Raw genomic sequence first — 16,075 nt, 5'->3', positions numbered from 1 at the left:
GGGAACTGACGACTCGTCTGCATACCTCGACGAACAGGCGCCCGCGTTCTCAGGCCGTCTCCTGGAGCCGGCCGAACCCGCTGCGATGGAAGACGAGCGGCAGGGAGTGGTCCGCGTGCTCGACCGCGTGCAGGCGCAGCAGCACGATGGTGTGGTCGCCGGCCTCGACCTCGCGGTAGATCGTCGTCTCGAAGCGGGCCAGCCCGTCGGCGAGGGTGACCGCCCCGTCGTCGCTGAGGCCCACCTCGATCCCGTCGAACCGCCGCTCCACAGGACCGGCGAGCTGCCGCGCGGCTGCACCCTGGTGGTCAGCGAGGACCGTCACGCCGAGATGCCCGGCGCGGCGCAGGTCGGGCCAGGTCTTGGAGGAGTTCGCGATCGAGAACGAGATGAGGGGCGGGTCGAGCGAGACCGAGGTGAACGAGCTGGCGGCGAGGCCGACGAGCCGCCCGTCGACCTCGGCGGCCACGGCGACGACGCCGCTCGGGAAGACGCCGAATGCCTGCCGGAGCCGGACCGGGTCGAGGTCCTGGTTGGTGGGGAACCTGGGACGCCCGGTGGGGACCGCGGAAGCCTTCACCACGCGCTGGCCTCCACGGAGACGGCGGGCACCAGGTCGGTGCGCAGCGCCTCGAGGAAGCCGACGATCTCTGCGGCGACCGAGCGGTGCTGGAGGTCGTTGAGCACGTCGTGGTGCCCGTCGCGCACGACCGAGAGGCGGGCCCGGGACAGCGACTTCGCGAGACGGGTCAGCGCCGCACGGTCCGCCAACGGGTCGGCGTCGCCAACGAGGAGGAGGTGGGGCAGGGGGGCCTTGTCGGCGTACGCCGAGTCGAGGAGGCCCGGGGCGACGGGGATGTCGAGTGCGCCGCGGGCCACGGAGACGTCCTCAGCAAGCAGGCCGCGGTGCATCGGGCAGGCGGTGCGGACGTCGAGCTCCTCGTCCCAGCTCTGGCCCGCACGGGCGTCCTTGGCCGGCAGGCCGGCCAGGACGACCGCCTCCGGCCGCCAGGTGACGTCGCGGCCGAGCTTCGCCACGACGGCGGCCACGGCCGCTGCTCCGGTGTCGGCGCCCACCAGCACGATGGGCGCCGCGACGGCGTCACCGGTGACCGCGTCCTGCACGGCGCGGCCGAGCTCGTCGCGGAAGGCGATGAGGGACGCAGCGACGTCGGTCCCGTCGATGACGGGCGGGTCGATGACGCGCACGCGGTAGGCGTCCGCCGCCAGCCGCCTGCCCAGCCGGGCGTAGGTCAGCCGGCTCTCGCCCCGGCCGGGCACCACGACGACCGTCCCGCGGGTGCGCAGGCCCTCGGGCGCGAGGTAGTCGGTGTGGCCGGGCTCGACGGTCCGGATCTGCGGCGCGTCGGGCTTCTCGATGGTCGTCGTCATCTCATACTCCTGCCAGCTGGGCTCGGGCGTGGGCGTGGCGGTTCTCGGGGACGGGAAGGCCGAGGTTCCCGCGGAGGGTGTCGGCCTCGTACTCGGTGCGGAACAGCCCGCGCTGCTGGAGGAGCGGGACGACGCCGTCGACGAACAGGGCCAGCTCCTCCTCGGTGCGGAACGCGAGGTTGATCCCGTCGAAGGTGCCGGCGCGGAACCAGTGCTCGATGGTGTCGGCCACCGTCGTCGGTGATCCGACGAACGGCGAGGCCTTGAACTCGTTGAAGGTGTCGACGATCTGACGCAGAGTCAGGCCGTCCGCCCGAGCGCGCTCGATGAGGCGGGCAGCGCCCGTGCGACCGCCCCGTTCGGCGAGATGGGCGACGTCGGGGAACGGCGCATCGGGGTCGTACTGGCTGAAGTCGTGGGCGCCGAACCCGCGGCCGAGGAGCGCCAGGTTGCGCTCGAAGTCGTTGTCCTCCTCGAAGATCTCACGCTCGCGACGTCGCGCCGCCTCGTCAGTCGCGCCGACGACCGGCCCGCCGTGGATGAAGATCTTGATGTGGTCCGGGTCGCGGCCGTAGGAGGCCGTGCGCTGCTTGATGTCGGCGTAGTAGGCCTGCGCCTGCGCCAAGGAGCCGCCGGGGGCGTAGATCCCCTCCGCGACCCGGGCCGCCAGGTCGCGGCCCTCCTCGGAGACGCCGGCCTGGAAGATGACCGGCTGCCCTTGGGCGGACCGGGAGATGTTGAGCGGGCCGGCCACGCGGAAGTGCTCGCCGACGTGGTCGAGCGCGTGCAGCTTGGCCGGGTCCAGGAAGACGTTGCCCTCGACGTCGGCCGGGAACGCGTCGTCCTCGTAGGAGTCCCACAGACCCCGGGCGACCTCCACGAACTCCAGCGCCCGTGCGTAGCGCGTGCTGTAGTCCAAGTGCTCGTCGAGACCGAAGTTCTTCGAGACGCCCGTGTCGAAGCTGGTCACCACGTTCCAGCCGGCACGGCCGCCGCTGATGAGGTCGAGGGAGGCGAAGCGTCGGGCGAGGTTGAAGGGCGAGTTGTACGTCGAGCTGGCGGTGCCGACGAGGCCGATGTGCCGGGTGTGCGTCGCGACCGCCGAGAGCAGCGTCAGCGGTTCGAGCCGGTTGAGGTAGTGCGCCGGGTAGGTGGCGTTGATGAACTGGCTGTCGACGATGAAGAGCGCGTCGAAGAGCGCATGCTCGGCCGCCTGCGCCTGCCGGATGTAGTAGTTGATGTCGATGCTCGCGTCCTTGGCGACGCGGGGGTCCTTCCAGAGGCCGTGCTGGCCGGGACCGCCGACGCCGTACGGGTGCAGCGCGAGGTGGAGCTTGCGAGTCATGCGTTTCCTCTCGAGGGAGATGTGGGTCAGGCGTGCAGCAGCCGGCGCAACGCCTCGCGCTCGGCGCGGTCGGCCGCGCCGGAGCGGAGCGTCGGGGCGGAGCTGACGAGCAGCCGGGTGTAGGCGTGCTGGGGGGAGCCGATGACGTCCCTGGTGCGCCCGGACTCGACGAGCTCGCCCTGGTAGAGCACGGCGATGCGGTCGGTGATCCCGGCGACCGAGCCGAGGTCGTGGGAGATGAAGACCAGGGCGACGCCGGCCGACCGGAGCTCCTTGAGGATCTCCAGGACCTGCACGCGATTGGCGGAGTCGAGCGCGCTGACGGGCTCGTCGAGGATGACCAGCGAGGGTCCTGTCACCAGCGCCCGCGCGACGGCGACGCGCTGCCGCTGGCCGCCGGAGAGCTCGCCCGGCAGTCGGTCGAGCAGGTCGGCGTCCAGCCGCACCCGCTCGAGGAAGCCCCGTGCGCGGGCGAGCGCCTCTGTGCGACCGATGCCCTGGATGAGCAGTGGCTCGGTGAGCGAGTCGGCGATGGTGAGGTCGGGGTCGAGACTGCGGAGCGGGTCCTGGAAGACATACTGGACGACGCCCCGGCGCCGCAGCCGCCGCCACTGTCGCTCGGAGTGGCGGGACACGTCCTCGCCGTCGATGACGACGCGCCCGGCCGAGGGCTCGACCAGTCCGAGAACGGCGCGGGCGAAGGTGGACTTGCCCGATCCGGTCTCTCCGATGAGGCCGAGGATCTCCCCGGGGCGCACCGACAGCGAGACCCCGCTCAGCGCCTGGCGGCGATGGCGCCGGTGACCGTAGTGGACGTCGAGGCCCTCGACCTCGAGGACGGTCCGCTCAGACATGGCCCACCTCCAGGAACCGGTGCAGCCCGTACTCCTCATGCTCGTCGACGAGCAGCCGGGTGTACTCGTGTCGCGGCTCATGGAGCACCTGGGCGGTCGGCCCCTGCTCGACGACCTCGCCCTGTCGCATGACCAGCACCTCGTCACACAGCTGGCCGACCACGGCGAGGTCGTGGGAGACGACGACGAGCGCCAGACCCGTCGAGGCACGCAGGTCGGCGAGGAGGTCGAGGATCTCGGCTTGGACGGTGACGTCGAGCGCCGTGGTCGCCTCGTCGGCGATGAGGACCTGCGGGTCGGCGGCGATGGCCGCCGCGATGAGGACCCGCTGAAGCATGCCCCCGGAGAGCTCGAAGGCGTACTGCCCGTAGACGCGGCCCGGGTCGCGCAGCCGAACGGCACCGAGGAGCTCGATGGCCCGCTCCTTGGCCTGTCGACGTCTGAGCGCCTGCTTGACCCGCACGACCTCAGCGATCTGCGAGCCGACCGTGAGGGAGGGATTGAGGTAGGACGCCGGGTCCTGGAAGACGGCGCTGATGGTGGCGCCACGCAGGCGGGTCCACTCGGCCGGGCCGAGGGTGGAGATGTCGCGCCCGGTGATCTCCACCGAGCCGCGCGAGATCACGACGTGCTCCGGCAGGATGCCGAGCGCCGCGCGGCAGGTCAGCGTCTTGCCGCTGCCCGACTCACCCACGATGCCGACGACCTCCGCCGCCCGCAGCTCGAGGTCGACCCCGTGGACGATCTCGCGTCCGTCGACGTCGTTGCGGATGTGCAGATCGCGCACTCGCAGGACCGGCTCGGCCACGGGGGCAGCAGGAGCGCCGGCAAGCGGGCTCGCGGAGACGGCGGTCATCGCGCACCTTCCTGGGAGAGCTGTGGGTCGAGCCGGTTGGCCCTGACCCGACGGTGGTTGACGAACGCGCGGCCCGCCTCCCCCGAGACGTCGCGGATCGCGTCGGCGAGGACGTTGCTCGCCCACACGGTCGCGACGATGAGGACGGCGGGCGCGACGGGCGCCCACGGCTTCTGGTCGAGGTAGTTGAGATCCGAGGCGAGCAGCCCGCCCCAGGTCGGCGCCGGCGGCTGGACGCCGATGCCGAGGAAGGTGAGGCTCGAGACGATGATGAAGCCGACCCCGACGGTCTGGGCCAGTGCCACGGCGATCGGCGGCAGGACCTTCGCCCAGACGTGACGGCGCACGACCCAGCCGACCGACGCACCGGAGACGATCGCCGCCTCGACGTACGGCGATCGGGCCACGGCGAGCGTGGCCGCGCGCGAGACGCGGTAGAAGAGCGGCGAGACGAGGAAGCCCGTCACGAGCATGGCCTGGGTGATGCCGTTGCCCAGCAGCGCCGTGACGGCGACGGCGAAGAGCAGGAACGGCAGGGCGACCAGCGTGTCGACGAGCCGCAGCGTCGCCCATTCGAAGGCGCGGCCCAGATAGACGGAGAGGATGCCTGGCACCGAGCCGACGACCAGCGCGATCGCCGCGACCTCCAGGGAGCCGAGCACGCTGACCCGCGAGCCGTCGAGCAGGCGGCTCAGGATGTCGCGCCCGAGATAGTCCGTGCCGAGCCAGTGCTGCAGCGACGCTCCGGCGAGCTGCTCGTCGCTGCCGAGCAGCGGGTCATGGGGCGCCAGGGCCGGGCCGAAGGCCGCGAGGAGGGCGACCAGCCCCAGGACCGCCACGGCGATCCGGCCGGTGGGCAGGGAGAGCACGCGTCGTACCACTCCTCACACCCCCCGCTGGGAGGCCGGGGTGACCCGAGCCAGGACGAGATTGACGATGAGGTTGAACGCGACGACCAGCACGATCGAGACGACGAGCACGCCTTGGACGCCGGGGACGTCGCCCTGCTGGGCGGAGTCGTTGGCGAACCGACCGAAGCCCTGCAGCCCGAAGATCCACTCGGTGACGACCGAGCCGCCGATGAGTGCGGGGAACTTGAGACCGAGGACGGCCAGGGCCGGACCGACGCCGTTGCGCAGGACGTGCCGGAAGAAGATCCGGTGCGGTCCGAGACCCCGCACGACCGCTCCGGTCACATAGTTCTCGCGGTAGGCCGCGATGAGCCCACTGCGCAGCTGCCGCGCGACGTCGGCGACCACGTCCAGGCTCAACGCCAGGGCCGGCAGCGTGATGTGCGCGAGCCAGGGCCCGATGCCGTCGGCCGCCGGCGAGTAGCCCGCCGACGGGAACCAGCCGAGGCCGACCGCGAAGACGGTCACCAGCACGATGCCGACCACGAAGGGCGGCACCACCGACATGAGGGTGGTGAAGCCGGTGATGGCCCGGTCCACCCACGTCGTACGGCGCAGGGCCGCGAGCGTCCCCAGCGTGAATCCGCCCACGATGCCGATCACCAGCGCGAGCGTCGCGACCGAGAGGCTGACGCCGAGACCGAGCCCGATGAGAGTGGAGATGTCGGCGCCGTTGACCCAGCTGATGCCCAGGTCGCCGTGGAGGACGTCGGTGAACCAGGTCCAGTACTGCGCGAGGAATGGCCGGTCCAGCCCCCACTGGCTCTCGACCTGACCGATCGCCTCGGGGGTGGCCTGCTCGCCGAGCTGGATGCGCGCAGGGCTGAGCCCACTCAGCGACCGGAGGGCGAAGGTCACGAAGGTCGCGACCAGGAAGACCGGAGCGAAGATCAGGACCGATCTCAGGAGGGTGACCAGGATGCGGCCGGTGGCCAGCCGCACCCTGGTCGGGGAGATCACGGACGGTCCCCGATCGTGACGCCGGTCCAGTCGAGGTGGGCCGGGTTCTTCGGCAGGTCCGAGATCGAGCTGGACTTGGCGAGGAGGTTGGGCGACTCGTAGGTGAAGACGAGCGCCCGGCTCTGCAGGCCGGCGCGGGTGGCCGCCTGGAGGACCGACTGGTAGTCGGGGGCGTCGAGCGGCGTCTGGCGCACCTTCGCGACGGCTGCTTCGAAGCCGGCCGGCTCGTACGGGCTGCTGAGGTTGAGCGGGCCGTGGGGGCCGAAGTGCGCGGTCAGTGTCTGCACGGCGGAGTCACGACCGGTGGTGCCGTAGAGCGAGAACGTCAGCTGCTTGGCGAAGAACGGAGTGGCCCAGTTCTTGTCGACCTTGATGTTCACGGTGATGCCGACCGCAGCCAGCTGCGACTGGACGATCTCGGCCGCGGGGTCCTCGGAACCGATGACGAGGTCGAGCTTGATGGCCCCGGGCTTGTAGCCCGCCTCGGCGAGGAGCTGCTTGGCCTTGGCCGGGTCGTAGGCGTAGAGGTCCTTGGACTGAGGGTCGTAGGCGACGTAGTTCGACGGGAACGGCTGGTTGGTCACCGACCCGTAGCCGAAGGTCAGCTTGTCTACGAACTCCTGCCGGTTGGTCGCGTAGCGGACCGCGTCCACCACCTTCGGGTCGTTGAACGGAGACTTGTTCACATTGAGACTGATGTTGCTCGCGTTGAAGCCGGGCTGGACGAAGACGTCGAGGCCTGCCTTCTTGGCCGCGTCGGCTTGTGACGGCGCGATGTCGGCGAAGTTGTAGACGCCGGTCTTCAGGCCGGACACCACGGTGGCGGCGTCGGGCGCGGAGGTCAGCTCGACCTTGACGATGTGAATGTTGGCGGCGTCCCAGTAGTGCGGGTTCTTCTTGAAGACCGCCTTGGTGCCCGGGATGATCTGCTCGGCGATGAAGGGGCCCGCGCCGACGGGGCTCTGGTCCAGCTTCTCGGGGTCGGCGGCGGCCTTCGGGCTGGCGACCTGGAGGACGCGCTCGCCGAGCAGCAGCGGGATCTGGTAGTCGACCTGGGCCAGGTGCACGACGACGTCGGTGTCGCCGCTGGTGGTGACGTCCTTGATGGTGGTCAGGTCACCGAAGAGAGCGGAGTTCTTCTGGCCCTTCGCGCGGTCGATCGCCGCCTTGACGGCCGCGGCGTTGAGCGGCTCGCCATCACTGAAGGTCAGGCCCGGGCGCAGGTGGAAGGTGACCTCGTCGCCCTTGGCGTTGTAGTCCCAGCTCTGGGCGAGGTCCGGGACGGCGTTGCCCTTCTCGTCGGTCTTGGTGAGCGAGGCGTAGACGAGCGCGAGCTCGCGGAACTGGGCACCGCTGCCCCCGACGACCGGGTCCCAGTGGGTCGGGAAGTAGGACGAGGCCCACTTGAGGGTCGCGGTGCCGCCCTTGCCGCCCGCGCCGGACGCGCCGCCGCCGCACGCGGTGAGCAACAGTGCGAGCGCCGCGAGGACGAGGACGAGGACGGCGGGCCGTGAGCGCCGGGCAGGCGTGGGGGTCATGGTGGTTCTCTCTCGGGATGGGTTCTTCTAGGGATGGACCTGGGGGGAGGCTCAGCGGAGCGCCGGCTCAGGGGCTCGCTGCTCAGTGGCGGGCTCGGGGGCTGCTGCCGCGGCCGATGCTGCGGTCGCTGCCGCGGTCGCTGCCGCGCGCCGTGCAGCGGTGTGCCGGTTCTCCGGGATCGGCAGGCCGAGGTTGCCGCGGAGCGTCGTGGCCTCGTACTCGCTGCGGACGACGCCGCGCTCGCGGAGGATCGGCAGGACCCGCTCGGTGAAGAGGGCGAACTCGCTGGGCGCGTTCACCGAGATGTTGATGCCGTCGAAGGCGCCGGCCTCGAACCACTCCTCGATCGCGTCGGCGACGGTCCGCGGTGAGCCGACGAAGGGCGAGCTGAAGGCCTGGCCGTAGTGCTCGACCACCTGGCGCAGCGTCAGCCCGTGGTCGGCGGCGTGCTTCTTGATCGCGTCGGCCTGGGTCCGGAAGCTCGTCTTGCCGACCTCGTCGGGCAGCTCGGGGAAGGGCGCGTCGAGGTCGTACTGCGTGAAGTCGTGCCAGCCGAACGGCCGGCCCAGCTCGCGCAGCGCCCGCTCGAAGCTCTTGCTGCCGAGGATCGCGTCCTGCTTCGCGCGTGCCTCCTCGTCAGTGTCGGCGATGACGGGAGACAGACCGGGCACGATGAGCACCCCCTCGGGATCGCGACCCTTCGCGGCCGCCCGTGCGCGCAGCTCGGCGCGGAAGGCCTGGGCCTGCTCGAGCGAGGTGACATGGGTGAAGACGGCGTCGGCGATGCTTGCGCCCAGGTCGCGCCCCTCCTCGGAGTCGCCGGCCTGGAAGATCACCGGCTGCCCCTGGGGGGAGCGCTCGAGGTTGAGCGGGCCGACCACCGAGAAGAACTCGCCCCGGTGGTCGAGCCGGTGCAGCTTCGTCGGGTCGAGGAAGACGCCGCGCTCCCTGTCTCGCGGCAGGGCGTCCGCCTCGTAGGAGTCCCACAGGCCCTGGGCGACGCGGACGTGCTCGAGCGCGCGCCCGTATCGGGTCGGGTAGTCGAAGTGCTCGTCGCGGCTGTAGTTGCCCGCGGTGCCCGCGTCGCCGCTGGTGACGACGTTCCAGCCGGCGCGTCCGCCGCTGATGTGGTCGAGCGAGGAGAGCCGGCGCGCGACGTTGAACGGCTCGTTGTACGACGTGGTGAGCGTGCCGACCAGCCCGATGTGGGTCGTGTGCACGGCGATCGCCGACAGCAGCGTCAGCGGCTCGAGCCGGCTGAGGTAGTGGTTCGGCGAGTCCGGGGTGATGAACTGGCTGTCGACGATGAAGACATGGTCGAACTTCGCCGCCTCGGCCTCGTGGGCGCGGGCGATGTACCACCGGACGTCGACGCTGGCGTTCGCCGGGATCTCCGGGTTGAGCCAGGTGGCGTGCTGGCCGGGACCACCGACGCCGAGGAGGACGGCGCCGAGCTTGAGAGTGCGACGAGTCATGTCTACAAGATTGATCGACTTAAGCGAAGAAGTCCAATGACTCTTGGCAATGTGGACCGATCACGAGACGTGGTCAATTGTCTAGTAGTCTGATCGACATGACTGCCGTGTTGGACATCGCGCCGTTGCGCAGCCTCGTGGCTGTCGCGGACGCCGGCGGGTTCCAGCGCGCCGCCGACAGCCTGCATCTGAGCCAGGCCGCGATCAGCCAGCACGTGCGGCGCTTGGAGGCGGCGGTCGGCCGCCCGTTGGTCGAGCGCCACGGCCGCGGGTCGCGGTTCACCGCCGCGGGCGAGCAGCTTCTCGGCCGCGCCCGCCGGATCCTCGCGCTGCACGACGAGACCCTCCAGGAGCTCGGCATGACAGCCGTGGACGACGCCGTCGCCATCGGCTCGACCGAGCATGCGGCCGCGCAGCTACTCCCCTTCCTGGCCGCAGAGCTGGGCGACGTACGCCGCCTGCGCTTCCGCCTCGACCGGGGCACCAAGCTGCGCGAGGCGATCCGCTCCGGCAGCCTGGACCTGGCGCTGCTCCTCAACGCTTCCGAGGAGCCGGGGGCGATCCACGTCGGCGAGCTGGCCCTGACCTGGTATGCGGCACCCCACTGGCGGCGGCCCGCGGCCGGCCTGCCCGTCCCCGTGGTCGCCTTCGACAACCCGTGCGCGCTGCGCACTCGCGCGCTCGAGACACTGGCCCAGCACGCCATCCCCGCCGTGATCGGGGCCGAGGCGATCCAGCTCGCCGGCGTCCAGGCGGCCGTCGGCGCCGGAGTGGGCGTCGCCCTCCTGGCGACGCTCGGCCAGACGCCCGAAGGGCTCATCGCCCGCCCGGACCTCCCCACGCCGGAGCCGCTGCCGCTCTACGTGTGCGCCGCTCGGGCCGTCGACCGTGGCATCGTGGGAGAGGTGGCCGAAGCGCTGCGTCGCCTGCTCGGCGCCCACGATGTTCCTCGACCCGTTCAGCCGCTAGCCCAGGGAGCCTGAGATGTCGTCCCCTCTTCACGTCCCCGCCGACAAGTCAGCATCGGGCGACTTCGTGCGCTCGCCGAGCGGCGTGCTCGTCCCCGCCGACATCGACCCGTTCCACCGGCAGCTGCACCACATCGCCCCCAGCGGCCTCGTCGACCAGACGACCCAGACCAGCGGGATGCGTCGGCTCGAGGCGGTCAGCGGCAAGACCGTGGGCGCCCGCCACCTGTGGATGGGCCAGACCCACGTGCCCGGTGCCACCGCGTCGGCCAACCACCACCACGGCGCCTCGGAGACGGCGATCTACATCGTCTCCGGCAACCCGGTCTTCGTGTTCCTCGACATCGACGGTGACGAGCCCGTCGAGACCCGGATCGAGACCGCTCCGGGCGACTACGTCTTCGTCCCGCCGTGGGTGCCGCACCGCGAGGAGAACCCCGACCCCGACGAGGAGGCCGTCGTCGTCATCGCCCGCACGACGCAGGAGGCCATCGTCGTCAACCTCGACGGGCTGGACTGGTCCGAGGTGCGCATCGACGGCGGCCAGGGCTGAGGGGCCCTGTCGCTACGCTCCGGGCATGCCCCGACTCTCGGCTCGCGAGCTCATCGACCTCGTCCTCGACGATGGCTCCTGGGTCTCCTGGGACACTCCTCCGGCCCGGGTCGGCGTGTCGGAGTCGTACGCCGCCGAGCTCCGCGCCGCCTGCGAGCGGACCGGTGTCGACGAGTCAGTGCTGACCGGCGAGGGCACGATGCTCGGCCGCCGCGTCGCGGTCCTGGTGAGCGAGTTCGGCTTCCTGGCCGGGTCCATCGGCCGGGACTCCGCCGACCGGTTGGTGTCTGCGGTGAAGCGCGCGACCACGGAGCGTCTGCCGCTGCTCGCCGCACCCGCCTCCGGCGGCACTCGGATGCAGGAGGGCACGCCCGCCTTCGTGCAGATGGTGCGGATCACCGAGGCCGTCTCAGCGCACAAGGCCGCCGGCCTGCCCTACCTCGTCTACCTGCGCCACCCGACGACCGGCGGCGTGATGGCATCGTGGGGGTCGCTCGGCCACGTCACCGTCGGCGAGCCCGGCGCGCTGCTCGGCTTCCTCGGTCCGAAGGTCTACGAGCTGCTCAACGGACATCCGTTCCCTGCCGGCGTCCAGGTCGCCGAGAACCTCTACGCCCACGGCATCATCGACGCCGTCCTGCCACCCGACGAGATCGCCGGGATCCTCGACCGCGCTCTGACGATCCTGCAGACGCGCCCCGCTCCCGGCGGTCGAGTAGCGAGCGCCAGCGATCCCACAGGTCGAGTAGCGAGCGCCAGCGATCCCGCAGGTCGAGTAGCGAGCGCCAGCGAGCGTATCGAGACCCCCATCGAGACCTGGGACGCCGTCACTCGGTCGCGCCGCATGGACCGCCCCGGCGTACGCCGCCTGCTCAAGACCGCGGCCGCGGACGTCGTCCCCCTCAACGGAACCGGCCAAGGGGAGCGCGACCCGGCGCTGATCATCGCGCTCGCGCGGTTCGGCGACGCGCCCTGCGTGCTGCTCGCCCAGGACCGCCGCGAGCAGGCGCAGCAGGCGTTCGGGCCGCAGGCGCTTCGGGAGGCCCAGCGCGGACTGCGGCTCGCCGAGGACCTCGGCCTGCCGGTCCTCACCGTCATCGACACCCGAGGCGCCGCCCTGTCCCCCGAGGCGGAGAACGGCGGCCTCGCCGGCGAGATCGCTCGCTGCATCGACGGCCTCGTCTCGGTGCAGGCACCGACGCTCTGCCTCATGCTCGGGGAGGGCAACGGGGGCGGAGCGTTGGCGTTCCTGCCCGCCGACCGCGTGATCGCGGCGCAGCACGCCTGGCTCTCGCCGCTCCCGCCCGAGGGCGCCTCGGCGATCGTGCACGGCGACACCCGCCACGCGCCCGACATCGCCCGCGCCCAGCAGGTGCTCGCCCTCGACCTCGCCCAGCGCGGCATCGTCGACCGGATCATCCCCGAGATGCCCGACGCAGCGGACGAGCCCGACGAGTTCTGTCTGCGGGTCGGCGCCGTCATCGAGGCCGAGCTGACGGCGCTGCTCGCCGTCGGTCCTGGCTCACCGGCGAGCAGGGCCGCCCGCTACGCGTGAGCAGACCCACATGCCCACGCCCAGCCCGCCGAGCAGACGCAGATGCCCGCGCCCGGCCCGCCGAGCAGACGCAGATGCCCGCGCCCGGCCCGCCGAACAGACGCACATGCCCACGCGGTGTGGTCATCTGCGCCCGCTCAGCGCGTGTCAGGCGAACATCTGCGCCCGTTCGGCGCGTGTCAGGCGAACATCTGCGACGGGTCGCGCATGGTGTCGGCGACCTCGTTCAGGAACGCCGAGCCGGTCGCCCCGTCGATGTGACGGTGGTCGAAGGACAGCGCGAACGTGCAGACGTCGCGCACGGCCAGCCGGTCCTCGCCGTCGACCGAGACGACCCACGGGCGCTTCGAGACCGCGCCGAAGCAGAGGATCGCCGACTCGCCGGGGTTGATGATCGGCGTGCCGCCCTCCATGCCGAAGGGCCCGACGTTGCTGATCGTGAACGTCCCGCCCTGCTGCTCGGCCGGCTGCGTCTTCCCGTCCCGAGCGACGTCGGTGAGCGCGTTGATGGCCCGCCCGAGGTCAGGTCCGCTCATCAGGTCGGCGTCCTTGATGTTCGGCACGACCAGACCCCGAGGCGTGGCCGCCGCGATGCCGAGGTTGACGTAGTGGCGCAGCACGACCTCCTGCGCCGGCTCGTCCCACACCGCGTTGAGCAACGGGTGCTTGCGGAGCGCCTCGGTGACCGCGCGGGCGAGCACCAGCAGGGGGCTGACGCGCACGCCGGCGTACGCCGGGTCCTGCTTCAGCCGTGCCACCAGCCGCGTGGTCTCGGTGACGTCGACGGTCGTCCAGACCGAGACGTGCGGGATCGTGAAGGCGCTGGCCGTCATGGCCTGGCCCATCATCTTGCGGACGCCCTTGATCGGCTCCCGGGTGACCCGACCGGTGTAGACCGGCGACGGGACGTCATGCGACCTGGCCGCCGGAGCAGCCGACTCGTAGGACGTCGCGCCGGGGCCGACACCCGCGAGGTCCTCGCGCGTGACATCTCCGTTCGGCCCGGTCGGGGTCACCGTGCGCAGGTCGATGCCGGCCTCACGCGCGGCCAGCCGCACCGGCGGCTTGGCGAGCACCGGCCCGGTCGTGCCGGCGGCCTGGCCACCGGGGCGCGAGGACGACGTACGCCGCGCGCGCCGCTGGGTCGCCGCCTCGCGAGGTCCGTAGCCGACGAGGGTGCCGGGCGAGTCCCCCGCGGACTCGGCCGCGGCCGGCTGGACATGCGGCCGTTCGGACGCCGCCGCCGGCACGAACTCCGTCGGATGCGCGCCGCTGCCGATCCGGATGATCGGGGTGCCGACCTCGACGGTCGTGCCGACCTCGACGAGGAGCGCCTCGACGATGCCCGCGTAGGGGGAGGGCAGCTCGACGACCGACTTGGCGGTCTCGATCTCGCAGACGATGTCGTTGACCTGGACGGTGTCGCCGACCGCGACCCGCCAGGAGACGAGCTCGGCCTCGACGAGGCCCTCACCGACGTCGGGGAGCTTGAACTCCTGGGCGTTCACCACGCGAAGCTCCTGTCCACGGCGTCGAGCACCCGGTCGAGATCCGGCAGCCACTGGTGCTCGGCGCGGGCGGGCGGGTAGGGCGTGTCGAGGCCGCCGACACGCAGCACGGGGGCCTCGAGCGAGTAGAAGCACGACTCGGTGAGCCGGGCCGCCAGCTCGGCACCGAGGCCGAGGTTGGCGTGGGCCTCGTGGACGACGACGCAGCGGCCGGTGCGGCGTACGGACTCCTCGACGGGTCCCATGTCGAGCGGCGAGAGGGTGCGCAGGTCGATGACCTCCAGCGAGCGGCCCTCGGCCGCCGCAGCGTCCGCCGCGCGGAGCGCCACACCGACGGTCGGCCCGTAGGCGCACACCGTGACGTCGTCGCCCTGGCGGGCCACCTTGGCGGTGAAGAGCGGCTCCGGGGTCGCGTCGAGGTCGACCTCGACGGCACCGGCGTGATACTGCCGCTTCGGCTCCAGGAAGATCACCGGGTCCGGCGAGGAGATCGCCTGCTGGATCATCCAATAGGCGTCGGCGGGGTTGGAGCATGCCACGACCTTGAGGCCCGGCGTGTGGGCGAACTGCGCCTCCGGCGACTCGCTGTGGTGCTCGACGGCACCGATGCCGCCGCCGAACGGGATCCGGATCACGATCGGCATCGGGATCCGGCCGCCAGAGCGGAAGTGGAACTTCGCGACCTGCGCGACGATCTGGTCATAGGCGGGGTAGACGAAGCCGTCGAACTGGATCTCCACGACCGGCTTGTAGCCGCGCAGCGCCATGCCGACCGCGGTCCCGACGATGCCGGACTCGGCCAGCGGCGAGTCGACGACGCGGTCCTCGCCGAAGTCCTTCTGCAGGCCGTCGGTGACCCGGAAGACGCCGCCGAGCACACCGATGTCCTCGCCCATGAGGACGACCTTCGGGTCGTCCTCCATCGCCTTGCGCAGACCGGCGTTGAGGGCCTTGGCGAGCGTGAGCTTCATGGTGGTCATCGCGCAGCCTCCTCGAACGAGGCCAGGTAGTCGCTGTACTCGTCGCGCTGAGCGGCGAGCTCGTCGGGGATCTCGGTGTACACACGGTCGAACAGGTCGGTCACGACAGGCTCGGGCAGCGCCCGGCAGCCTTCGCGGAGATGGACGCCCAGCGCCTCGGCCTCAGCCGCCACCTCGTCGAAGAAGGACCCCTCGGCCAGGCCGTTGCGCCGCAGGTAGGCCTCCACGCGGGCGATCGGGTCGCGCAGCTTCCAGTGCTCGACCTCGTCGGAGTGCCGGTAGCGGGTCGGGTCGTCCGTGGTGGTGTGAGCGCCCATCCGGTAGGTGAACGCCTCGACGAACGTCGGACCGCCACCGTCACGGGCCCGTTGGAGGGCCGACTGCATGACGGCGTACGTCGCCAGCACGTCGTTGCCGTCGACACGGACACCCGGGAAGCCGAAGCCGTCAGCGCGGCGGTAGAGCGGGATGACGGACTGACGCGTGGTCGGCTCGGAGATCGCCCACTGGTTGTTCTGACAGAAGAAGACGACCGGGGCCTGGTAGGAGGCGGCGAAGACGAACGCCTCGTTGACGTCGCCCTGCGAGGTGGCGCCGTCGCCGAGATGGGCGACGACGGCGGTGTCCCGCTCGGGGTCGCCGGTGCCGACGGCACCGTCACGCTGGACGCCCATCGCGTAGCCCGTCGCGTGCAGCGTCTGTGCGCCGATCACGATCGTGTAGAGGTTGAAGTTGTGGTCGGACGGGTTCCACCCGCCGAAGTCGACGCCCCGGAAGAGCCCCAGCAGGCGCAGCGGGTCGACACCACGGCACCAGGCGACGCCATGCTCGCGGTAGGTCGGGAAGACGTAGTCCTGCGGGCGCAGGGCCCGGCCGGCGCCGATCTGAGCGGCCTCCTGGCCGAGGAGCTGGGCCCAGATGCCCAGCTCGCCGTGGCGTTGCAGTGCGGTCGCCTCGACGTCGAGGCGGCGGGTCAGGACCATGTCGCGATAGAGCCCGCGAACGGTCTCGTCGTCACCGTTGAAGGAGTAGGCCGGGTGCTCGACCCGCTCTCCCTCGGGGGTCAGCAGCTGCACGAAATTCGTGTCAGAAGGGGCGTCGGGCACGGTGCGCTCTCCTCAAACCTCAGGCGGCCTGCCGGGATCACCGGACGCCGCACTCCTGACAGTCGACGCCGCC

General features: G+C 71.4%; 15 protein-coding genes. 3 read left to right on the top strand and 12 right to left on the bottom strand.

All coding sequences use genetic code 11. The features are described from left to right. Window positions 1-49: 49 nt before the first annotated feature. From ACYQ1K_RS00670 to ACYQ1K_RS00630, 9 genes are read right to left on the bottom strand one after another with little or no spacing between them, the layout of a single operon-like run. On the bottom strand, window positions 50-583 hold the full coding sequence (locus ACYQ1K_RS00670) for a flavin reductase family protein (RefSeq protein ID WP_459980449.1): 534 nt from the start codon (window positions 581-583) through the stop codon (window positions 50-52). Continuing rightward, a complete protein-coding gene (locus ACYQ1K_RS00665; protein WP_459980448.1) occupies window positions 577-1,392 on the bottom strand; it encodes an alpha/beta hydrolase in 816 nt (271 codons plus the stop codon). The genes ACYQ1K_RS00670 and ACYQ1K_RS00665 overlap by 7 nt, the downstream gene beginning before the upstream one ends. A 1-nt stretch (window position 1,393) precedes the next feature. After that, complete coding sequence (locus tag ACYQ1K_RS00660) at window positions 1,394-2,737, bottom strand: NtaA/DmoA family FMN-dependent monooxygenase (protein WP_459980447.1); 1,344 nt, start codon at window positions 2,735-2,737, stop codon at window positions 1,394-1,396. A 26-nt stretch (window positions 2,738-2,763) separates the two neighbouring features. Next, window positions 2,764-3,591 (bottom strand): ABC transporter ATP-binding protein, encoded by an 828-nt coding sequence (locus ACYQ1K_RS00655; RefSeq protein WP_459980446.1) that lies wholly within the window; start codon window positions 3,589-3,591, stop codon window positions 2,764-2,766. Beyond that, window positions 3,584-4,447, bottom strand: a complete 864-nt coding sequence (locus ACYQ1K_RS00650; RefSeq protein WP_459980445.1) for an ABC transporter ATP-binding protein — start codon at window positions 4,445-4,447, stop codon at window positions 3,584-3,586. Before ACYQ1K_RS00650 ends, ACYQ1K_RS00655 begins: the two co-directional genes overlap by 8 nt. Continuing rightward, the gene (locus ACYQ1K_RS00645; protein WP_459980443.1) at window positions 4,444-5,316 is read right to left on the bottom strand and encodes an ABC transporter permease; all 873 of its coding nucleotides are present in this window, start codon (window positions 5,314-5,316) and stop codon (window positions 4,444-4,446) included. The genes ACYQ1K_RS00650 and ACYQ1K_RS00645 overlap by 4 nt, the downstream gene beginning before the upstream one ends. 15 nt (window positions 5,317-5,331) lie before the next feature. Further along, window positions 5,332-6,318, bottom strand: coding sequence for an ABC transporter permease (locus ACYQ1K_RS00640; protein WP_459980441.1), 987 nt, complete (start codon window positions 6,316-6,318; stop codon window positions 5,332-5,334). Further along, window positions 6,315-7,856 (bottom strand): ABC transporter substrate-binding protein, encoded by a 1,542-nt coding sequence (locus tag ACYQ1K_RS00635; RefSeq protein WP_459980440.1) that lies wholly within the window; start codon window positions 7,854-7,856, stop codon window positions 6,315-6,317. Before ACYQ1K_RS00635 ends, ACYQ1K_RS00640 begins: the two co-directional genes overlap by 4 nt. Before the next feature lie 51 nt (window positions 7,857-7,907). Further along, window positions 7,908-9,332, bottom strand: coding sequence for an NtaA/DmoA family FMN-dependent monooxygenase (locus ACYQ1K_RS00630; protein ID WP_459980439.1), 1,425 nt, complete (start codon window positions 9,330-9,332; stop codon window positions 7,908-7,910). A 98-nt stretch (window positions 9,333-9,430) separates the two neighbouring features. Between ACYQ1K_RS00630 and ACYQ1K_RS00625 the strand changes: the two genes are divergently transcribed. From ACYQ1K_RS00625 to ACYQ1K_RS00615, 3 genes are read left to right on the top strand one after another with little or no spacing between them, the layout of a single operon-like run. Beyond that, window positions 9,431-10,315 (top strand): LysR family transcriptional regulator, encoded by an 885-nt coding sequence (locus tag ACYQ1K_RS00625; protein ID WP_459980437.1) that lies wholly within the window; start codon window positions 9,431-9,433, stop codon window positions 10,313-10,315. 1 nt (window position 10,316) lies between these two features. Then, window positions 10,317-10,853 (top strand): cupin domain-containing protein, encoded by a 537-nt coding sequence (locus ACYQ1K_RS00620; RefSeq protein WP_459980435.1) that lies wholly within the window; start codon window positions 10,317-10,319, stop codon window positions 10,851-10,853. 25 nt (window positions 10,854-10,878) lie between these two features. Continuing rightward, a complete protein-coding gene (locus ACYQ1K_RS00615; protein ID WP_459980433.1) occupies window positions 10,879-12,408 on the top strand; it encodes a carboxyl transferase domain-containing protein in 1,530 nt (509 codons plus the stop codon). A gap of 179 nt (window positions 12,409-12,587) precedes the next feature. Here the strand turns inward: ACYQ1K_RS00615 and ACYQ1K_RS00610 are convergent, their stop codons facing one another. From ACYQ1K_RS00610 to pdhA, 3 genes are read right to left on the bottom strand one after another with little or no spacing between them, the layout of a single operon-like run. After that, complete coding sequence (locus tag ACYQ1K_RS00610; RefSeq protein ID WP_459981161.1) at window positions 12,588-13,916, bottom strand: dihydrolipoamide acetyltransferase family protein; 1,329 nt, start codon at window positions 13,914-13,916, stop codon at window positions 12,588-12,590. Further along, entirely contained in the window at window positions 13,913-14,896 is a 984-nt protein-coding gene (locus ACYQ1K_RS00605; protein ID WP_459980432.1) for an alpha-ketoacid dehydrogenase subunit beta, read from the bottom strand. The genes ACYQ1K_RS00610 and ACYQ1K_RS00605 overlap by 4 nt, the downstream gene beginning before the upstream one ends. After that, complete coding sequence (gene pdhA, locus ACYQ1K_RS00600; protein ID WP_459980431.1) at window positions 14,893-16,002, bottom strand: pyruvate dehydrogenase (acetyl-transferring) E1 component subunit alpha; 1,110 nt, start codon at window positions 16,000-16,002, stop codon at window positions 14,893-14,895. The genes ACYQ1K_RS00605 and pdhA overlap by 4 nt, the downstream gene beginning before the upstream one ends. Window positions 16,003-16,075 lie beyond the last annotated feature (73 nt).

The sequence above is a fragment of the Nocardioides sp. AN3 genome (assembly GCF_054653495.1).
Note: the sequence above shows the minus strand (reverse complement) of the source record. Positions and strands in the feature narration are given on the sequence as shown.

Excerpts from the sequence above, each read along its gene's own strand:
- ACYQ1K_RS00615 (WP_459980433.1), top strand. The coding sequence starts at position 10,879 with ATGCCCCGACTCTCGGCTCGCGAGCTCATCGACCTCGTCCTCGACGAT.
- ACYQ1K_RS00605 (WP_459980432.1), bottom strand. The coding sequence starts at position 14,896 with ATGACCACCATGAAGCTCACGCTCGCCAAGGCCCTCAACGCCGGTCTG.
- ACYQ1K_RS00650 (WP_459980445.1), bottom strand. The coding sequence starts at position 4,447 with ATGACCGCCGTCTCCGCGAGCCCGCTTGCCGGCGCTCCTGCTGCCCCC.
- ACYQ1K_RS00655 (WP_459980446.1), bottom strand. The coding sequence starts at position 3,591 with ATGTCTGAGCGGACCGTCCTCGAGGTCGAGGGCCTCGACGTCCACTAC.
- ACYQ1K_RS00660 (WP_459980447.1), bottom strand. The coding sequence starts at position 2,737 with ATGACTCGCAAGCTCCACCTCGCGCTGCACCCGTACGGCGTCGGCGGT.
- ACYQ1K_RS00665 (WP_459980448.1), bottom strand. The coding sequence starts at position 1,392 with ATGACGACGACCATCGAGAAGCCCGACGCGCCGCAGATCCGGACCGTC.
- ACYQ1K_RS00625 (WP_459980437.1), top strand. The coding sequence starts at position 9,431 with ATGACTGCCGTGTTGGACATCGCGCCGTTGCGCAGCCTCGTGGCTGTC.
- ACYQ1K_RS00630 (WP_459980439.1), bottom strand. The coding sequence starts at position 9,332 with ATGACTCGTCGCACTCTCAAGCTCGGCGCCGTCCTCCTCGGCGTCGGT.
- ACYQ1K_RS00635 (WP_459980440.1), bottom strand. The coding sequence starts at position 7,856 with ATGACCCCCACGCCTGCCCGGCGCTCACGGCCCGCCGTCCTCGTCCTC.
- ACYQ1K_RS00620 (WP_459980435.1), top strand. The coding sequence starts at position 10,317 with ATGTCGTCCCCTCTTCACGTCCCCGCCGACAAGTCAGCATCGGGCGAC.